Below are 15,212 nucleotides of genomic sequence, written 5' to 3'. Positions count from 1 at the left end.
CTCCAACCGGTCAAAAAGTATCCGTGTAAGGGGCGAACGCCTCGGCGCTGTTGCCCGCCTGCAGGGAGAGTACCTCCAAAAGTCGGGCGGCGGCGTAGAGGGCATCGCTGAATCCGTACCAGCGGTCGGCGAAGAATATATGCCCGTTCGCCTCTCCCGCCAGGGGCACGGCCAATTCTTTCATGCGCGCGCGCAGGCGGGCCGGGCCGCCGTCGTCCATCACCGGCCGGCCGCCCTGCTTGCGGATCAGGTCGGCCAGCGCCTGATTATCGGTCATGTTGAACAGCACATCGGCGCCCGGATTGCGCTCCAGCAGATCCCGGGCCAGCAGCATCAGCAGCCGGTCGGCGGCGATCAGGCGGCCGTCGCTGGCGACCAGGGAGAGGCCGCCGCCGGCGTCGAACGCCAGGCCCAGATTCAGGTTTTGCTCGCCCACCGTGCGGGCGAGGGCGTCCACGTCGGTGCCCTCCACGGCGACCACCTTGCAGCCCAGCTCGCCGAGCAACCGTGGCGCCAGGCCGGCGGTGGCGCCGGTGCCCTGCACCGCCACCGACATCGGGCGCGCGAGAATAATGTCGTCCGCCACGGCGTTCAGATAGCGGTCGTTGAGGTCGCGCTGTTCCCGTTCCCCGCTGCCCTCATCCAGATTCCGTGCCAGCAGCCGATCACGCAGGGTGAGCAGCCGGTCACTGTGGAGCAGCTCGCCATTGATGACCACGTCCAGAGCCCGCTGGTCGCCGTCGCCGGTGAGGCAGACGCCGCTCTGGCTTTCCAAGACTTCGGTGGCGTAATGGAGCACCGCCGGCGGGGCCTCGCCCAGATCCACCACCTGGCGGCCGCTGGCCATCAGGCCGTCGATCAGCGCCGCCTTGGCGTCCGCCTCGCCCGTGCAGACCACAAACAGGGTGTGCTGACCGGCCGCGCCCGCCTCGCTGCCGATCGCCCGGCCGAGCTGCTCCAGGGCGGTGCCGTCCAGGGGCGCCTCGTCGGTGGCGCGAATGCCGTCGGCGCCGAACAGCGCTTGCGGCGGGGCGGGGCCGGGTTCCGGCTCGCTGGGTGTTTCCGGCTCCGGTTCCGGGGCCGGTGGCAGGGACGACGCCGCCGGCGCCGCGGGACGCGCGGGCGCGCTGTCCGGGCGGCGAACGGCGCTGGCCGCCGGCGAGGGCTGTCGCCGGGCGAGCCGCGCGAACACCGCGTAGATCACCAGCAGTATCAGTGCCGCGCTGATGCCTGCGGGCAACAGCAGGCTTTGCCAGGACGGCGGCGTGGGGGGCACCGCCAGGGTCAGGTTGAAGGGACCGCCCCGGGCGCTGGCGGTGGCGCTGGCGCCCCCGGTCTGGCCGCGGCGGATCAGCGTCAGGTCGCCCTGGCTCAGTGTCAGGGCGCTGCCTTGGGGCAGGCGTTGATCGAGGCTGCGCAGCCAGGGTCTCAGGTCGTGTTCCAGGATCATGGCGCCGCCGGGTGTGGTGCGTGCCATCAGCAACGCCGGCTGTTCACCGCCCTTGCTGGAGACCACCACTTCCCCCCGTTCGCGCAGGTTGTGCAGCAGTTCGCGCAGGGTGAACGACAGCCGCTCCTCACCGGGGTGCCCGTCGGGGACGCGCAGTTGGCGGGTGTTGTCCCGCCAGGGGGTCGGTGTCAGGGGCTGGTCGAAGGTCGGTGCGGGCGAATCCGGGCGTCCGGCGAGTTGTTCCAGTTGCTCGCGGTGGCGGTTCACGCGCTGGCCGAGTTCCCCGGCCAGGCTGTTGGCCAGGCGCCGGGCCTGATCCGCGGCCGCGGTCTGCGCCTGGTCGTGCTGATGCTGGTGCCACAAAGCGGCGCCGGCGCCGACCAGCACCAGGCCCAGCAGTGCGAGCAGCCATGCCGGCCTGGTCAGAACCTTGTGTTCGTTCCCCATTCGTTCCCCCCTAGCCGTCCCGTCGCCGTTCTGTGGTCGCGGCGTTTCGGTGAGGCCCGTGGTGCTTACTGGCGGCCGCTGTGGCCGAAGCCGCCCTCGCCGCGGGCACTGTCGTCGAACTCATCCACCTGCGTCAGCGACACCTGCATCACCGGCACGATCACCAGCTGCGCGATGCGCTCCCCCGGCTCGATGGTGAAAGCGCTGTTGCCCCGGTTCCAGCAGGACACCATCAACTGGCCCTGGTAGTCCGAGTCGATCAGCCCCACCAGGTTGCCGAGCACGATGCCGTGCTTATGGCCCAGCCCGGAACGCGGCAGGATCATCCCCGCATAGCCGGCGTCGCCGATGTGGATGGCCAGCCCGGTGGGCAGCAGCTCGGTGTCGCCGGGGTTCAGGGTCAGGGGGGCCTCCACCATGGCGCGCAGGTCGAGGCCGGCGGAGCCGTCGGTGGCGTAGGCGGGCAGTGGAAACTGGTCGCCCAGGCGGGCATCAAGAAGCCGGTATTGCAGTTGCATCGATGGTCTCAGCGGTCAGTGGTTTTCAGCTCTGGCGGATCGCGATCAGCTCGATCAGTTGTTTGGCGATCTGCGCCTTGGAGGCGAGCGGCAGCACCTTGTGCCCGCCCGGCCAGATCACCGTGAGGGCGTTATTGTCGCTGTTGAAGCCCACATTGGTGCCGGACACGTCGTTGGTGGCGATCATATCCAGTTTTTTGCTCTTCAGCTTGCCCTGGGCGTATTCAATCACGTCCTGGGTTTCCGCCGCGAAGCCCACGGTGAAGGGCCGTTTGGCGTGGCAGGCCACGGCGGCGATGATGTCCGGGTTCTTCACCAGGGTGAGGTGGATCTCCTCGGTGGATTTCTTGATCTTGTGGTCGGCGGTGACGGTGGGCCGGTAATCCGCCACGGCGGCGGTGGCGATAAAGATGTCGCAGCCCTCCTCCACCGCCTTGAGGCTGGCCTCGTGCATGTCTTCGGCGCGGACCACGTCGATGCGGTTGACCCGGTTGGGGGTGTCCAGGGCCACCGGGCCGGCGATCAGGGTCACGCGCGCCCCCGCTTCGGCGGCGGCCTGGGCCAGCGCGAAGCCCATTTTCCCGGAGCTCTTGTTGGTCAGGTAGCGCACCGGGTCGATCGGCTCCCGGGTGGGGCCGGCGGTGATCACCAGATGTTTGCCGGTGAGGAGATCGTAGTCGAAGACTTCCGCGGCCTGCCGAATGATCTCCGCCGGGTCCTGCATGCGCCCCGGGCCCACTTCGCCGCAGGCCTGGCTGCCGGCGCCGGGGCCGAAGATATGGATGCCCTTCTCCTGCAGGATCAGCTGGTTCTTCTGGGTCGCCTGATCCGCCCACATTTGCTGGTTCATGGCCGGGGCGACCGCCACCGGGGCGCCGGTGGCCAGGCACAGGGTGGCGAGCAGGTCGTTGCCGTGGCCGTAGGCCAGGCGGGCGAGGAAATCCGCCGAGGCCGGAGCGATCAGCACCAGGTCCGCCCAGCGGGCCAGCTCGATGTGGCCCATGGCGGCCTCGGCGCGCGGGTCCAGCAGGTCGGTGTGCACCGGGTGCCCGGACAGCGCCTGCATGGTAAGCGGCGTGATGAACTCGCAGGCGCCCTGCGTCATGACCACGCGTACTTCGGCGCCGGCGTCCTGCAGCCGGCGGACCAGATCCGCGCTCTTGTAGGCGGCAATGCCTCCGGTGACACCGAGGAGGATCCGTTTATTGACCAGTCGCTGCATGCTGTCATTCCGTACAGTATTTTGGGCTGTGGCTGACACAAACCATGGTGGATGTCGTCTGCCCTCGCCCCGGGGGGGTTGTGCAGACTAGGGGCGTCATAGGGTAGCACCAAGGTATGAGCAAACACAGGGAGGTGAGTATGGCGATCAGCGACTGGCCGAAACAGGAACGGCCCCGGGAAAAGCTGCTGGGGCGGGGCGCGGGCGCGCTCAGCGACGCGGAACTGCTGGCGATCTTTCTGCGCACCGGCAGCCGGGGCAGAACCGCCGTCGACGTGGGCCGCGACATTCTCGACCGCAGCGGCGGCCTGCGCGGGCTGCTGGATCTGACGCCCAAGCGCATGGCGCGTCTGCCGGGCATGGCGGATTCCCGCTGTGCCCAGGTGCTGGCGGCTCTGGAGATGGGGCGGCGCTACCTGGCCACGGAGCTGGAGCGGGGCTTCAGCCTGGACAACCCGGAGCCGGCGGCGCGGCTGTTGACCGCCGAGCTGCGCGGCGAGCCCTGCGAAGTGTTCGCGGTGCTGTTCCTGGATAACAAGCACCGGGTGATCGGCTTCGAGAAGATGTTCTACGGCACCGTGGACGGTGCCGCCGTCTACCCCCGGGAGGTGGTCCGCCGGGCCCTGGAATACAATGCCGCCAGTGTGATCGTGGCCCATAATCACCCCTCCGGGGTGGCGGAGCCGAGCCAGGCGGACCGCGATGTCACCGAGCGGCTGCGCCGGGCGCTGGATCTGATCGACGTGCGCATCCTCGACCATCTGGTGATCGGCGACGGCCACTGGGAGTCGTTCAGCCGCCGCGGCTGGGTGTGATATTTGCCGGTAAATGCCGGAATGGCTTGATCCCCGCCCCGGGTTTTGGTATAAAACGCGCCTTTTCCGGGGCTGCCCCGCCCCAATTGTGTTGCATCACGGGAGCAAGATCATGTCCAAAGTTTGCCAGGTAACCGGGAAGCGGCCGGTAACGGGCCACCACGTGTCCCACTCGAACATCAAGACCAAGCGTCGTTTCGAGCCGAATCTCCACTACCATCGCTTTTGGGTGGAGAGCGAAAAGCGCTTCGTGCGCCTGCGTGTGTCCTCCAAAGGGATGCGTATCATTGACAAGAAGGGTATCGAGTCCGTGTTGGCCGATATCCGCAGCCGCGGCGCGCGCGCCTGAGCCCAAGGAGCTGAATCATGGCATCTGGTCCGATTCGTGAAAAAATTCGTCTGGTGTCCTCAGCGGGGACCGGGCACTTTTACACCACCGCCAAGAACAAGCGTCTGCATCCCGAAAAGATGGAGACCAAGAAGTTTGATCCCGTGGTCCGCAAGCACGTGATCTACAAGGAAGCCAAGATCAAGTAAGCGTCCTGCCTGGCAAGGGACAACGAAAACCCGGTGTGGCTGATGGTCACACCGGGTTTTTTTATGTCCGTGCGTTCGCCCTGGCCCTGACCATGCTTCACTGCTTCATCACGTCAATAACAATAAATTTCATAACAGTACAAAGTTGGTCTTTTTGTACGAGTAGCAAAAGACGCATACTGGCAGAGCGATGTTAACGCCGCCGTAAAGGTGGAAACGTAACGATAAAGGCGGTAACAAAAGAATAAGAACAACCGGTCATCGCTTTCATAACACCGGATATCCGCCGACGTTTTGCGTAACTTGTTGATTTTAAAGGGTTTGGGCGAAGGATATGCAAAAGTGGGTACTTGTGAAGTGGTTCACATAATACCTACTATCGGAAAGGAATCGTCACTGATCGCAGCTTGGGTGTAAGGGAGAGTTTGACATGAAATCACTGACCATCTTTACCACTGCCTCACAACGTCTGGCCGCCCGGCTGTTCAGCCGTGGCCGTACCCAGGCCGACAAACAGCGTGGCGCCAGCGCGCTCGAGTACATCGTGCTCGCCGCCGCCATCATTGTGATTGTAGGTTTTCTAGCCACTTCTGGTGCCGGCGATAAGTTGGTTGAAGTATTTGAGCAACTCTTCACCGATGCTGCCGGGGGCGGCGGCACTGGCACTGGCACCGGCACCTAATAGCCGTCATTGTCGATGTTAATCTTCTGTCGTCGTAAAAACGAAGGGGCAGTGGCATTGGAGTTTCTGATGCTGTTCCCCTTCGTGGTCGCGATGCTCTACGCCTCCGCCATCTACGGCATCGTGTTCTTCAGCCAGTACCGGCTGCAGAACGTGGTGGACCGGGCGGTGGCCACGGCCTTGTACGTGGACCGTTCCGCCTTCCAGGGGGAGCAAATGGAGGGCGCGGTGGTGAACCGCGCCAGCCAGGCCATGACCGGGCTGTTGGCGACCCTTCCCGGGCCGCTCTCCAGCCTGGAGGACGGCGCGGCCTCCTGCGCCGTGGAAGCGGTGGGGGGCGTGGAGATGCTCCGCTGCGGAGTGACCTACAACTACAAGGAAAACCCCATCGTGCCGGTAATGAGCTTCGGCCTGCTGGGGACCTTTCCGCCGTTGCCGGACACGCTGGAAGCGGAGGCCCGCGCCGCCTTCTGACTAGAATGATAAGCAGTCGTCGAACACGGATGTTTCGGAGGGGATATGGGATCAAAGATTTTATATATGCTGCCGGCCCTGGTGCTGGCCTTTCTGGCGCTGGTTCTGGCGCTGGTGGGGCTCAGCCGGGATCCGGAACCGGTGACCGTCACATCGACGGACACCACCGGGCAGGCGGACCGGGAACAGGCCGCACCGTCCTATGAATACTGGGTGTTGCGCCAGCCAATGAACGCCGGCGAGGCGCTCAGTGAAGAAAGCCTCGCCGTGGTGACCTCACCCAACCAGATCAGCGACGCCTTGTCCGCGGAAGAAGACGTCTTCGGTCGTGAGCTGCGTCGCTATGCCCGTCCGGGCGAACTTCTTTCAAGCCATCACCTGGAAAGCGGCGGTTCCCTGCCCGCCAACCTGCCGGAAGGCCAGCGCGCCATCGCTATTGCCGTCGACGACGTGGTCGGCGCCGGGGGGCTGCTGCAGCCCGGGGACCGGGTCGATGTGGTCACCGCGTTCCGCCGTTCCGACAAAGACGCGCCGGTGGCCCTGGTGATGCTGCGCGACGTGCCGGTGCTGGCGGTCTACGGTTCGCTGTCCGCCGGCGCCGACGACGCGGAAGAAACCGCCCGTCGCCGCAACAACACCGCCGTCCTGTCGGTGCCGGAAGATCGCATTTCCGCGCTGATGCTGGCGTCCTCCGAAGGCAAGGTGCGCCTCGCGGTGGTGGCCGGTGAGCGCGGCGAAACACCGGCCAGGGACTCGGACGAGCCGGCGGACGAGGGTGAGAAGGCCCTCGCCGCCGCCGACGAGCCGGAACAGAAACCCTTCTACTTCGACGACTTCTTCCCCGAGCGCGAAAAACCCGCGCCGGCCGCCGCGCCGAAGCCTTCTCCGGGCCAGCGCGTGCAGGTTTTCGAGGGCGCGGAATCAAGGAGCACCTATGTGCAATAAACAACGCATCGGCCTGGGGGCGCGGCTGCTGCTGGTGCTGACGCTGTTTGCCGGCGGCCAGGCCGCCGCCATGGATGAATCCATGCGCATGGCGCCCGGCGACCAGAAAGTACTGAACTTCTCCGCGCCGATCACCAAGGTGGCGACCTCCAACCCGGAGGTCGCCAAGCTCACCGTCAGCGGTAGCCAGGAAGTACTGGTTACGGCTTTCAAGGAAGGCTCCTCCGAGATCACTATCTGGCAGCGGGGCGAGAGCCGGCCGATGCGCAGCAGCGTGGCGGTGGCCACCACTCTGGGCGGCAATCTGCCCTACGGCACCCAGGTGCAGACCGACATCCGTGTGCTGGAAGTGAGCCGCTCGGAACTGAACAGTCTGGGCGTTTATTACGCCAATCTGTTCGACGGCGGTGACTCCGCCGTGGGCATCGCGCCGCCGGGCACCGGTTACCGGGGCTTTTCGGGCCCGGGAGCCGCCCAGAACCCGCTCAGCTCCGACGGTTTTAACCTGTTCGGTTTCGGCAGTAACTCTCTGACCATCATCAATGCGCTGGAAGGCGGTGGTTTCGCCTACACCCTGGCGGAGCCGTCGCTCACCAGCCTGAGCGGCCAGAGTGCGTCGTTTCTTTCCGGTGGCGAATTCCCGGTGCCCACCCGGAGTAATACCGATGGCATCCAGATCGAATTCAAGGAGTTCGGGGTCGGCCTGAGCCTGACGCCCACGGTGATCAGCGACGAGCAGATCATTCTCAAGGTGGCGCCGGAAGTCAGTGAACTGGATTTTTCCGCCGGCGTGGAAACCGGCGGCGTGGCCGTGCCCGGGCTGCGCGTCCGGCGGGCGGAAACCACGGTGTCTCTGGCCCCCGGTGAAACCTTCATCATCAGTGGTCTGGTGAGCCGCAGCACCATTAACAACAGCGACCGCATTCCGGGCCTGGGCAATATTCCGGTGCTTGGTGCTTTCTTCCGCTCCAGCCGTATTTCCCGGGACGACAAGGAGCTGGTGATGGTGGTCACCCCCCATCTGGTGACCCCCCGCAAGGCGGGTGATCCGCCGGTGACCCTGCCCGGTGGCGCCTACCGGGAAAGCAGCACGCAATGGCTGGATATGGCCACCGAGCCGCGTGGTGGCTCGCAACCCATTCGTCATGGAGTGAGCTGGTGAGCGATAACGATATTGTCCTTTCGGTGGTCGACGACCCCGGTATCAAAGCCTGGCTGGACCGGGTTATCGAAGAGCCGTTCCGCGTGGAATTCGTCAGCCGCGCCGATCTCACCCGGGTGTTGCGCCTGCTGGAAGCGACCACCGCCCATGTGGTGCTGGTGGAGATCAATGAAGCGGATATGGATCAATCCCTGGCGATCATCACCGCGCTAACCAGTGCCCGGCCCTGGGTCACGGTGATCACGGTGTGCACCCGTTCCAACCAGGAACTGCTGCTGCAAAGCATGCGCGCCGGCGCCCGGGACAGCTTCCTGGCCGGCAACGACGCGGGGGAAATCCGCGACCGGCTGCGCCGTCATCAGTTGGTGCGCAGCGGGCATTACGGTGACGAAAGCCGCTCTTCGGTGAACAACCTGACGCTGGTGACCGGCGCTGATCCCACCGTGGACACGCGTTTCCTGGCGCAGAATCTCGCCACCGGCATCAATCAGCGTCAGCCCAACTGGCGTTGCCTAGCCATCGATACCCAGCCCCGCGAGCGGGGCGTGTTTTATCTCGACGCCAGCAGCGAATTCACCCTGGATAACCTGCTCGCCAACCCGGAAACCCTGGATGAGACGCTGATCGACACGGCGCTGGAAGAGTTCCGGCCCGGCCTGCGGCTGCTTTCCGGCGGCATCGGCAGCCAGACCCTGGACGGTGACCGCAGCGCGGACCTGTTCATCGCGCTGAACCGCCTGATGCAGATGTTCGATCACATCACCATCAACGTGGCCTCGCTGCAAAGCGAGTACTGGGTGCGAGCCCTGGGCGTGCACACCCGCCATCTTCTGGTCGGCATTCACCCGCTGGTGGATCACGCCCACGCCGCCCGGGCCCTGGTCCATGACTGGGGCTCCCATCTCGGCCGTGAGGGCCATATCGGGCTGGTGGTGGACGGTTACGACAGTGGCGTGCCGCCGGACGCCGACGAGCTGAGTGATACCGTCGGCGCGCCGCTGGCGGGCACCTTGCCGATGGATTGGCGTCATCGCCTGCTGGCGGTGAACAGTGGTCGGCCGATTCTCGAGCAGTCGCCCCGGTGTGCCTACAGCCGCCGGCTGGGCGACCTGTTGGATGCGCTCGACGGCCACGGCCAGAGCGACGAACCGCGACGCGGTGGTTTTCTGACGCGATTGCTGGGGAGTTAAGCCGTGGCCGGTCGTTTCGATCAGGAGTACCAGCAGCTCAAAGAGCGGACCCATCGCTGGGTGGTGGAGCGTCTGGATGAAGAAGGCATCGAAGTCGGCAAGGCGACCCGTGATGCCCTGGCCGAATTCACCCGCAACCATGTCGGGCAGTACATTTCCCATAACCGGGTGCCGCTATCCACCCAGGATCTGAATCAGCTGGTCCGCGATATCCTTGATGAAGTCACCGGCTTCGGCCCGCTGGAGCCGTTGCTGGCGGACACCAGCGTCAACGACATTCTGGTGAACGGCCCGGAGCACGTTTTCGTGGAGGTGGCCGGGGTTCTGCAGCGAGCCAACACCCGGTTCATCAACGATGACCACGTCACCCGGGTGATTCGCCGCATGCTGGCGCCGTTGGGCCGGCGCCTGGACGAAGCCAGCCCGATGGTGGACGCCAGGTTGCCGGACGGTTCGCGGGTCAACGCGATCATTCCGCCGCTGGCTCTGGACGGACCCACCATCAGTATCCGTAAGTTCACCGGTAACCACCTGTCCGCCCAGCAGTTGATCGAAAACGGCTCGATGACCGACGCCTGTCTGGACGTGTTGATCCGCGCGGTGGAATCGCGCCGCAATATTATTATCAGCGGCGGCACCGGTACCGGTAAGACCACCATGCTGAACCTGATCAGCCAGTACATCCCTCGCGCGGAACGGATCCTCACCATCGAGGACTCCGCCGAGCTGGTGCTCAACCATCCCCACGTCGTGCGCCTGGAAACACGCCCGGCCAACACCGAAGGCAAAGGCCGTATCACCGCCCGGGAGCTGGTGGTGAACTCCCTGCGGATGCGGCCGGACCGCATTGTTCTCGGCGAGGTGCGTTCCGCGGAAATCATCGAATTGCTGCAGGCCATGAACACTGGCCACGAAGGTTCGATGAGCACCATCCACGCCAACACCACCCGGGACGCCCTGGTGCGGATCGAAACCCTGCTGGCGGTCAGCGGTTACGACGCCAGCGAGCGTGCCATCAGCCGGCTCATCGGTTCCGCCCTGGACATCATTATTCAGCTGGTGCGGATGCCCGATGGCCGCCGCATGGTCAGCGAGGTCGTCGCGCTCACGCCCACCGAGACCGACGCGTATCACATGGACTACCTGTACCGGAGCCACGAGCAATGAGCCCCCTGGCCCTGCTCGCCGCCGCGCAAACGCTGGCCGTGCTCGCGCTGATCACGGTGGTGCTGCAGTGGCTGTGGGCGCGGCGTCGTATCAAGCGGTCGCTGAATGACGGCATCCGTCGGCGCCTGGAAACACGAGCGGACGTGGGTGTCGAGACCGCCGCCAGGGTAACCGTTACGCCGTTGGAGAGTGTGCTGATCCGCGCGGATATTCACCTTTCGCGTGGCCAGCTGATCGTATTCGGTTTGATCGTCGCGCTGTTTCTGGCAGTGGTGTTGATTCTGAACGGTCCGCTGGTCGCGCTGATCACCGCCGGGTTGATCGCCATCGCGTTGTGGATGTACTGGCGCTTTCGCTTCCAACAGCAACGGCGACGTATTTACGAAGAGCTGCCCGGTTTGATCGACACCACCCTGCGCTATTTGAGCGCCGGGCGCTCGCTGGACAATGCGTTGGTGGAATCCTTCAACGATGCGCCGCCGGTTTTTGATCCGCTGGCGTTCCGTTTACGTAACGCGGTGGAAGCGGGCCGCGACTACACCAGCCTGTTCGAGGACTTCGGCGGCCTCTACCGGATACCTTCCCTGGTTCTGGTCTCCATCGCGTTGCGGACGTCGTCGCGCTTCGGCTCCTCGATTCGCCCGGTGCTGACCCAGGTGGCCACCTCGCTGCGCTCGCAACAGGAACTGCGCCGCGAATTCATGGCGGCCACCGCGGAAACACGCTTTACCGCCGCCGCCTTTGCGCTGTTGCCGCTGGGGTTGGCCGCGTACATGATTCTGATTAACGAGAACTACTCCCGGGTTCTGCTGGACACCGACACCGGGCATACGATGCTCGCCATTGCCGGTGGCCTTCAGACCCTGGGCGTGATCATTATCTGGCGGATGATCCAGGGGGTCGGACGTGAATAGTGTTTGGTTTATATCCGCGGCCGCGATCTCTTTCCTCGCCATCTGGGTGGCCTGGGCGAAAGCGCCGCAGTGGGCCCGTCGTGCCCGTATCAATGCACGTCTGCATCGCCTCGCTGATCAGGATGAAAAGGCTTCCAGCTTCTGGTTGTCCAGGCTCGCCAGCCAGTTCACCGAGTCGCCCATTGCACGGGGTGATTTCGAGGACATTCGCGAGGCCTATGCCGCCACCGGGCGCACCCACGAGCAGGCGCAGCTTCTTTACCTGCTGTTCTGCTGGATTCTGCCGGCGGTGGTTGTGATCATCGGCTTCGTGTTCTTTGGGCCGATCGGGGGAATGATCGTGGCGGCCCTGTCGTTTCTGGTGCCCAGGCGCGCTATCCGCTCAATTGGGGAACGCGCCGAACAACGGCAGAATCTGGAGGCCGTGGAGCTGTGCCATCTGACACGCATGTTGATGGAGGCCGGGCTGTCCCTGGAGCGAGTGCTGCGCTTGATCGCCAATCAGGCCCGGCCGCTTCTGCCGATGCTTTCCGCCCGCCTCGACCGCTTCAACCGGCTGATGGAATCGGGTGCTGAACGCTCCCAGGCGTTGGATGAACTCGGCGAAAACCGTCGCATTCCCGTATTGCGTAACTATGTGGTGCTGATGAAGCAAAGCAGCCAGCTTGGCGCCGGTGTTTCCCTCAGCCTCGATCAAATCATCGAAGAAGCACAGAACGTGGAACGTAACCGTGTACGCGAGGAAACCAACCGTATCGGCGCCAAAATGACCGTGGTTATGATGGCGTTTATGTTGCCCGCATTGTTCATTTTGATCGGCGGGCCGGCGGTGATCTCTATCGCCGACGCACTTTCTCGTTAGCGGTATTCTTTAACAACAAGCGCGGGTGCGCGCTCGAACGAACAACGAAGACCAGGAGCAACGGATGCAAAAAATAGCGATGGGGATCATGGCCAGCGTGCTGATGGCCGGTTGCGCTTCGCAGCCGCCCAGCGAAAAAGCCGGCGACCCGTACGATCTGGACCGGTTGAATTGCTCCGCCCGCATCCAGCCGGAACAACAGGTGCAGCTCGACATGGTCGACAACCTGATGAACCGGGAGCGCAACCACGCCGCGTTGGCGCAGCTGGAAGCCAAGCCCATGGAAACCGTCGACCACTGGGTGCGTTACGGTCAGCTGCAGGCGTCCACCGGCCATCTGGGAGAGGCGGAGACCATTTTCCAGGGCCTGGTGGACCGCTGCGGCACCGGCCGCAGCCACCACGGTCTGGGCATGGTCCTGCTGAAACAGGACAAAGTACTGAAAGCGCTTCATCACCTTGAGATCGCCCGCGAACGCACGCCGGCTTCGGCCCAGGTGCGCAATGACTACGGCTACGTGCTGCTTATGGTCGGTGACTATGAAGACGCCGCCTATGAACTGCGCACCGCCATGGAACTCGGCGACGGCAAGGGCCCGGTACGCCAGAACCTGGCGGTGGCGTACCTGCTCACCGACAACTGGGGCGGGTTGGAATGGATGAAGAAACAATACGACCTGAGCAGTGAAGAGCGGGCTTACGCGGAACGGCTGGCCGAGCAATTCGGGAGATAAACTATGAAACTGGTCATGGCTCTACTCACCTTGATACCGCTGGCGGCGATGGCCGACGGCAGACCGGAGTTCGGCGTGTCCGGCAAAGTGGTCGACGCCGAACAGGAGCACCAAGTCGGCGCCGCGACTCAGCGCGCCCTGGAACAGCAGCGGCGTTCGCCGCCGGCGGAAAAAAGCGAGCTTTCCGTGTCGGTCTACATCGACACGCAGCGCCGCCTGGCGGACAGCTTTAAACAACCGATTCCGGAAAGCTTCGGCGAACAGACCCGGGACGAGGAGTAAGGCTGATGTTTCGGCAGCGAGGCGCGCTCACCGTTATCACCCCATTGCTGATGTTGCTGGTGATTCTGCTTGGCGTCATGGCACTCGACGGCGCCCGCCTGTTCTCGCTGCGTAAGGAAATGCAAAGCCAGGTCAACGCCGCCGCTACCGCTGCCGCCGACGCCGCACAAGCCTGCGGGGGTGAGTTCGTGACACTCCAGGATATAAACGACAGAGCCTTGATTGCGGCTCAGCAGCAAGGCTTTTCCGGTGACGCCAGTGCGCTCGCCGTGCAACCCGGGGTGATCGAAAGCGACGATGAAAAAGTGCTTTCTTTTGAGCCGGTGACCGATCTGCGGCGCAGTAATGGTGTCGCGGTGACCTATGAGCGGGAAGAGCCGATTTCTCTCCTGCTGCCTGAGAGTACCTTCGGTACCGTGACGATGTCTGTCGGCGCCGCGGCCAGAAAAGAACTGATAGGAACGCTGAGCGCGGCCGGCAGTACCGCCGTTGTCGGCGGCACGCAACAAACCGCCAACCTGCTCAATGTTTTGCTGGGCGCGATTCTCAACGGCGGAACACCCTTCAATATTGACCCCACGCAGTTCTCCAGCCTGGCGGAAACCACCGTCAAGTTGGGCGATGTTCTCGATGGCGTCGGTGTTGATACCGTCGAGGAATTGTTATCCACGGATGTGTTGGTGGGTAGCTTGCTTGGCGCTCTGGATTCGGCGGCGGATCCGCTCGCCGGTGTTGGCGGTGCTATGGATCAACTGATCGCCGGCGCCGGCGTGGAAACCGTCAAACTGGCGGATGTTATCGATATTGTCGGCTCCGGAGAGATACCTGAAAACAGTCGTTTGCCGCTATACGACACCGTCATGGCACTGGCCCTGAACCTCGTTGAAGGCACCCTGATAGAGGGTGCATTGCCGGACACACAGATCAATATTCCCGGCGTTACCGAAACAAAGATCGAGCTGTTTGTGGGTAAAGCTCCGAGCGTGGTCGTTGGGCCGGCTCGTATTGGTGAAGATGGGGAGTGGGAAACAAGATTCCATGCGCCTGATGTGGGGCTTACGATTTCCAGTGATCTCAACATCCTTAATTTGCTGACCGTCAGGCTGCCCCTGGCGGTCCAGGCCGGTGGTGGCACAGGCGAGCTTGTGTGGGCCCGGTGTGCGCGCGGCACCGGATCCAATTTGGTCACTGTGGGCATCGACGTTGAAAATCAGGCGGCCCGTATTGCGACCGGTCAGATTGATGGCTCAGGCTTCCTGCAGCAAGAGCCAGTGGAGTTGACCGTTCTCGGTGACCTCCCAGGTGGTCTTACAGTTGCTAGTATCACCGCCGATTTGGATTTAGCGGTCGGCGGTGGCCAGGAAAGAGTGGAGTTGAGCTATACGCTGGATGAAGAAAACCCTTCCTCGGTCTTTACCGAAGGGGGGCTTTCCGATGCGGATTTCAGCAGTTTGAATATTGATGTCGAGTTACTTGAAGAAGAGGATGAATGCAGTTGGTTTTTGGATTGCTTGTTGGATGGTGTCGGGGATGTCTTGAGCGGCATCATCGAAGGCATAACGACCCTTCTAGGGTTGGAGCAGCTAATTCAGACAACGATCGAAGGCTTGGTGGAGGCCCTGGGCACCACGCTTATTGACCCGCTCCTCAATGCAATCGGGATTTCGCTGGGCACCACAAAAGTGGAGATTACCGGCGCGGACCAAAACAACGTTCAGCTTCTCGAGTACTGCGGTCCCGAAGGCTGCTGAAGGAAGCCCCGGTATTCGGGGCATCGCTCCTGGCAGCCACTCTTGCCGGGTAGGGCCGGGC

General features: G+C 63.6%; 17 protein-coding genes. 14 read left to right on the top strand and 3 right to left on the bottom strand.

The genetic code is table 11. From position 1 onward, the window contains the following. Window positions 1-10 precede the first annotated feature (10 nt). The 3 genes from ACMG4O_RS02400 to coaBC form a co-directional block, all read right to left on the bottom strand. On the bottom strand, window positions 11-1,897 hold the full coding sequence (locus tag ACMG4O_RS02400) for a hypothetical protein (RefSeq protein ID WP_414434367.1): 1,887 nt from the start codon (window positions 1,895-1,897) through the stop codon (window positions 11-13). A 65-nt stretch (window positions 1,898-1,962) separates the two neighbouring features. Continuing rightward, window positions 1,963-2,415 carry a dUTP diphosphatase gene (gene dut, locus ACMG4O_RS02395; RefSeq protein WP_414434366.1) on the bottom strand — a complete coding sequence of 151 codons (453 nt, stop codon included), beginning with the start codon at window positions 2,413-2,415 and terminating at the stop codon, window positions 1,963-1,965. A gap of 25 nt (window positions 2,416-2,440) precedes the next feature. After that, window positions 2,441-3,637: a bifunctional phosphopantothenoylcysteine decarboxylase/phosphopantothenate--cysteine ligase CoaBC gene (gene coaBC / locus ACMG4O_RS02390; protein ID WP_194856212.1), complete on the bottom strand. Its 1,197-nt coding sequence runs from the start codon at window positions 3,635-3,637 to the stop codon at window positions 2,441-2,443. A 140-nt stretch (window positions 3,638-3,777) separates the two neighbouring features. On the opposite strand from coaBC, the gene radC reads away from it, so the two are divergent. The 14 genes from radC (at window position 3,778) to ACMG4O_RS02320 (ending at window position 15,151) form a co-directional block, all read left to right on the top strand. After that, a complete protein-coding gene (radC, locus tag ACMG4O_RS02385) occupies window positions 3,778-4,452 on the top strand; it encodes a RadC family protein (RefSeq protein WP_142947808.1) in 675 nt (224 codons plus the stop codon). 112 nt (window positions 4,453-4,564) lie between these two features. Then, window positions 4,565-4,801: a 50S ribosomal protein L28 gene (rpmB, locus tag ACMG4O_RS02380; protein WP_414434365.1), complete on the top strand. Its 237-nt coding sequence runs from the start codon at window positions 4,565-4,567 to the stop codon at window positions 4,799-4,801. A 17-nt stretch (window positions 4,802-4,818) separates the two neighbouring features. Continuing rightward, the gene (gene rpmG, locus ACMG4O_RS02375) at window positions 4,819-4,989 is read left to right on the top strand and encodes a 50S ribosomal protein L33 (protein WP_067609584.1); all 171 of its coding nucleotides are present in this window, start codon (window positions 4,819-4,821) and stop codon (window positions 4,987-4,989) included. A 430-nt stretch (window positions 4,990-5,419) separates the two neighbouring features. After that, window positions 5,420-5,671 carry a hypothetical protein gene (locus ACMG4O_RS02370; protein ID WP_414434364.1) on the top strand — a complete coding sequence of 84 codons (252 nt, stop codon included), beginning with the start codon at window positions 5,420-5,422 and terminating at the stop codon, window positions 5,669-5,671. Between the two features lie 15 nt (window positions 5,672-5,686). Beyond that, window positions 5,687-6,145, top strand: a complete 459-nt coding sequence (locus ACMG4O_RS02365; RefSeq protein ID WP_414434853.1) for a TadE/TadG family type IV pilus assembly protein — start codon at window positions 5,687-5,689, stop codon at window positions 6,143-6,145. A 45-nt stretch (window positions 6,146-6,190) separates the two neighbouring features. Further along, on the top strand, window positions 6,191-7,090 hold the full coding sequence (cpaB, locus tag ACMG4O_RS02360; protein ID WP_414434363.1) for a Flp pilus assembly protein CpaB: 900 nt from the start codon (window positions 6,191-6,193) through the stop codon (window positions 7,088-7,090). Continuing rightward, the gene (locus ACMG4O_RS02355; protein ID WP_194856216.1) at window positions 7,080-8,252 is read left to right on the top strand and encodes a type II and III secretion system protein family protein; all 1,173 of its coding nucleotides are present in this window, start codon (window positions 7,080-7,082) and stop codon (window positions 8,250-8,252) included. The genes cpaB and ACMG4O_RS02355 overlap by 11 nt, the downstream gene beginning before the upstream one ends. Beyond that, a complete protein-coding gene (locus tag ACMG4O_RS02350) occupies window positions 8,249-9,442 on the top strand; it encodes an AAA family ATPase (RefSeq protein ID WP_142947802.1) in 1,194 nt (397 codons plus the stop codon). The genes ACMG4O_RS02355 and ACMG4O_RS02350 overlap by 4 nt, the downstream gene beginning before the upstream one ends. A 3-nt stretch (window positions 9,443-9,445) precedes the next feature. Further along, the gene (locus ACMG4O_RS02345; RefSeq protein WP_414434362.1) at window positions 9,446-10,609 is read left to right on the top strand and encodes a CpaF family protein; all 1,164 of its coding nucleotides are present in this window, start codon (window positions 9,446-9,448) and stop codon (window positions 10,607-10,609) included. After that, window positions 10,606-11,523, top strand: a complete 918-nt coding sequence (locus ACMG4O_RS02340) for a type II secretion system F family protein (protein ID WP_414434361.1) — start codon at window positions 10,606-10,608, stop codon at window positions 11,521-11,523. Before ACMG4O_RS02345 ends, ACMG4O_RS02340 begins: the two co-directional genes overlap by 4 nt. Then, window positions 11,516-12,385 carry a type II secretion system F family protein gene (locus ACMG4O_RS02335; protein WP_414434360.1) on the top strand — a complete coding sequence of 290 codons (870 nt, stop codon included), beginning with the start codon at window positions 11,516-11,518 and terminating at the stop codon, window positions 12,383-12,385. Before ACMG4O_RS02340 ends, ACMG4O_RS02335 begins: the two co-directional genes overlap by 8 nt. A 64-nt stretch (window positions 12,386-12,449) precedes the next feature. After that, entirely contained in the window at window positions 12,450-13,118 is a 669-nt protein-coding gene (locus ACMG4O_RS02330; RefSeq protein WP_370203767.1) for a tetratricopeptide repeat protein, read from the top strand. Window positions 13,119-13,121: 3 nt separating this feature from the next. Further along, window positions 13,122-13,400 carry a hypothetical protein gene (locus ACMG4O_RS02325; protein WP_414434359.1) on the top strand — a complete coding sequence of 93 codons (279 nt, stop codon included), beginning with the start codon at window positions 13,122-13,124 and terminating at the stop codon, window positions 13,398-13,400. Between the two features lie 5 nt (window positions 13,401-13,405). Then, on the top strand, window positions 13,406-15,151 hold the full coding sequence (locus ACMG4O_RS02320) for a hypothetical protein (RefSeq protein WP_414434358.1): 1,746 nt from the start codon (window positions 13,406-13,408) through the stop codon (window positions 15,149-15,151). Window positions 15,152-15,212 lie beyond the last annotated feature (61 nt).

Origin of the sequence: Alloalcanivorax venustensis (assembly GCF_047495515.1) — a bacterium.
GTDB lineage: Bacteria > Pseudomonadota > Gammaproteobacteria > Pseudomonadales > Alcanivoracaceae > Alloalcanivorax > Alloalcanivorax venustensis.
This window is presented reverse-complemented; position numbering and strand designations above follow the sequence as displayed.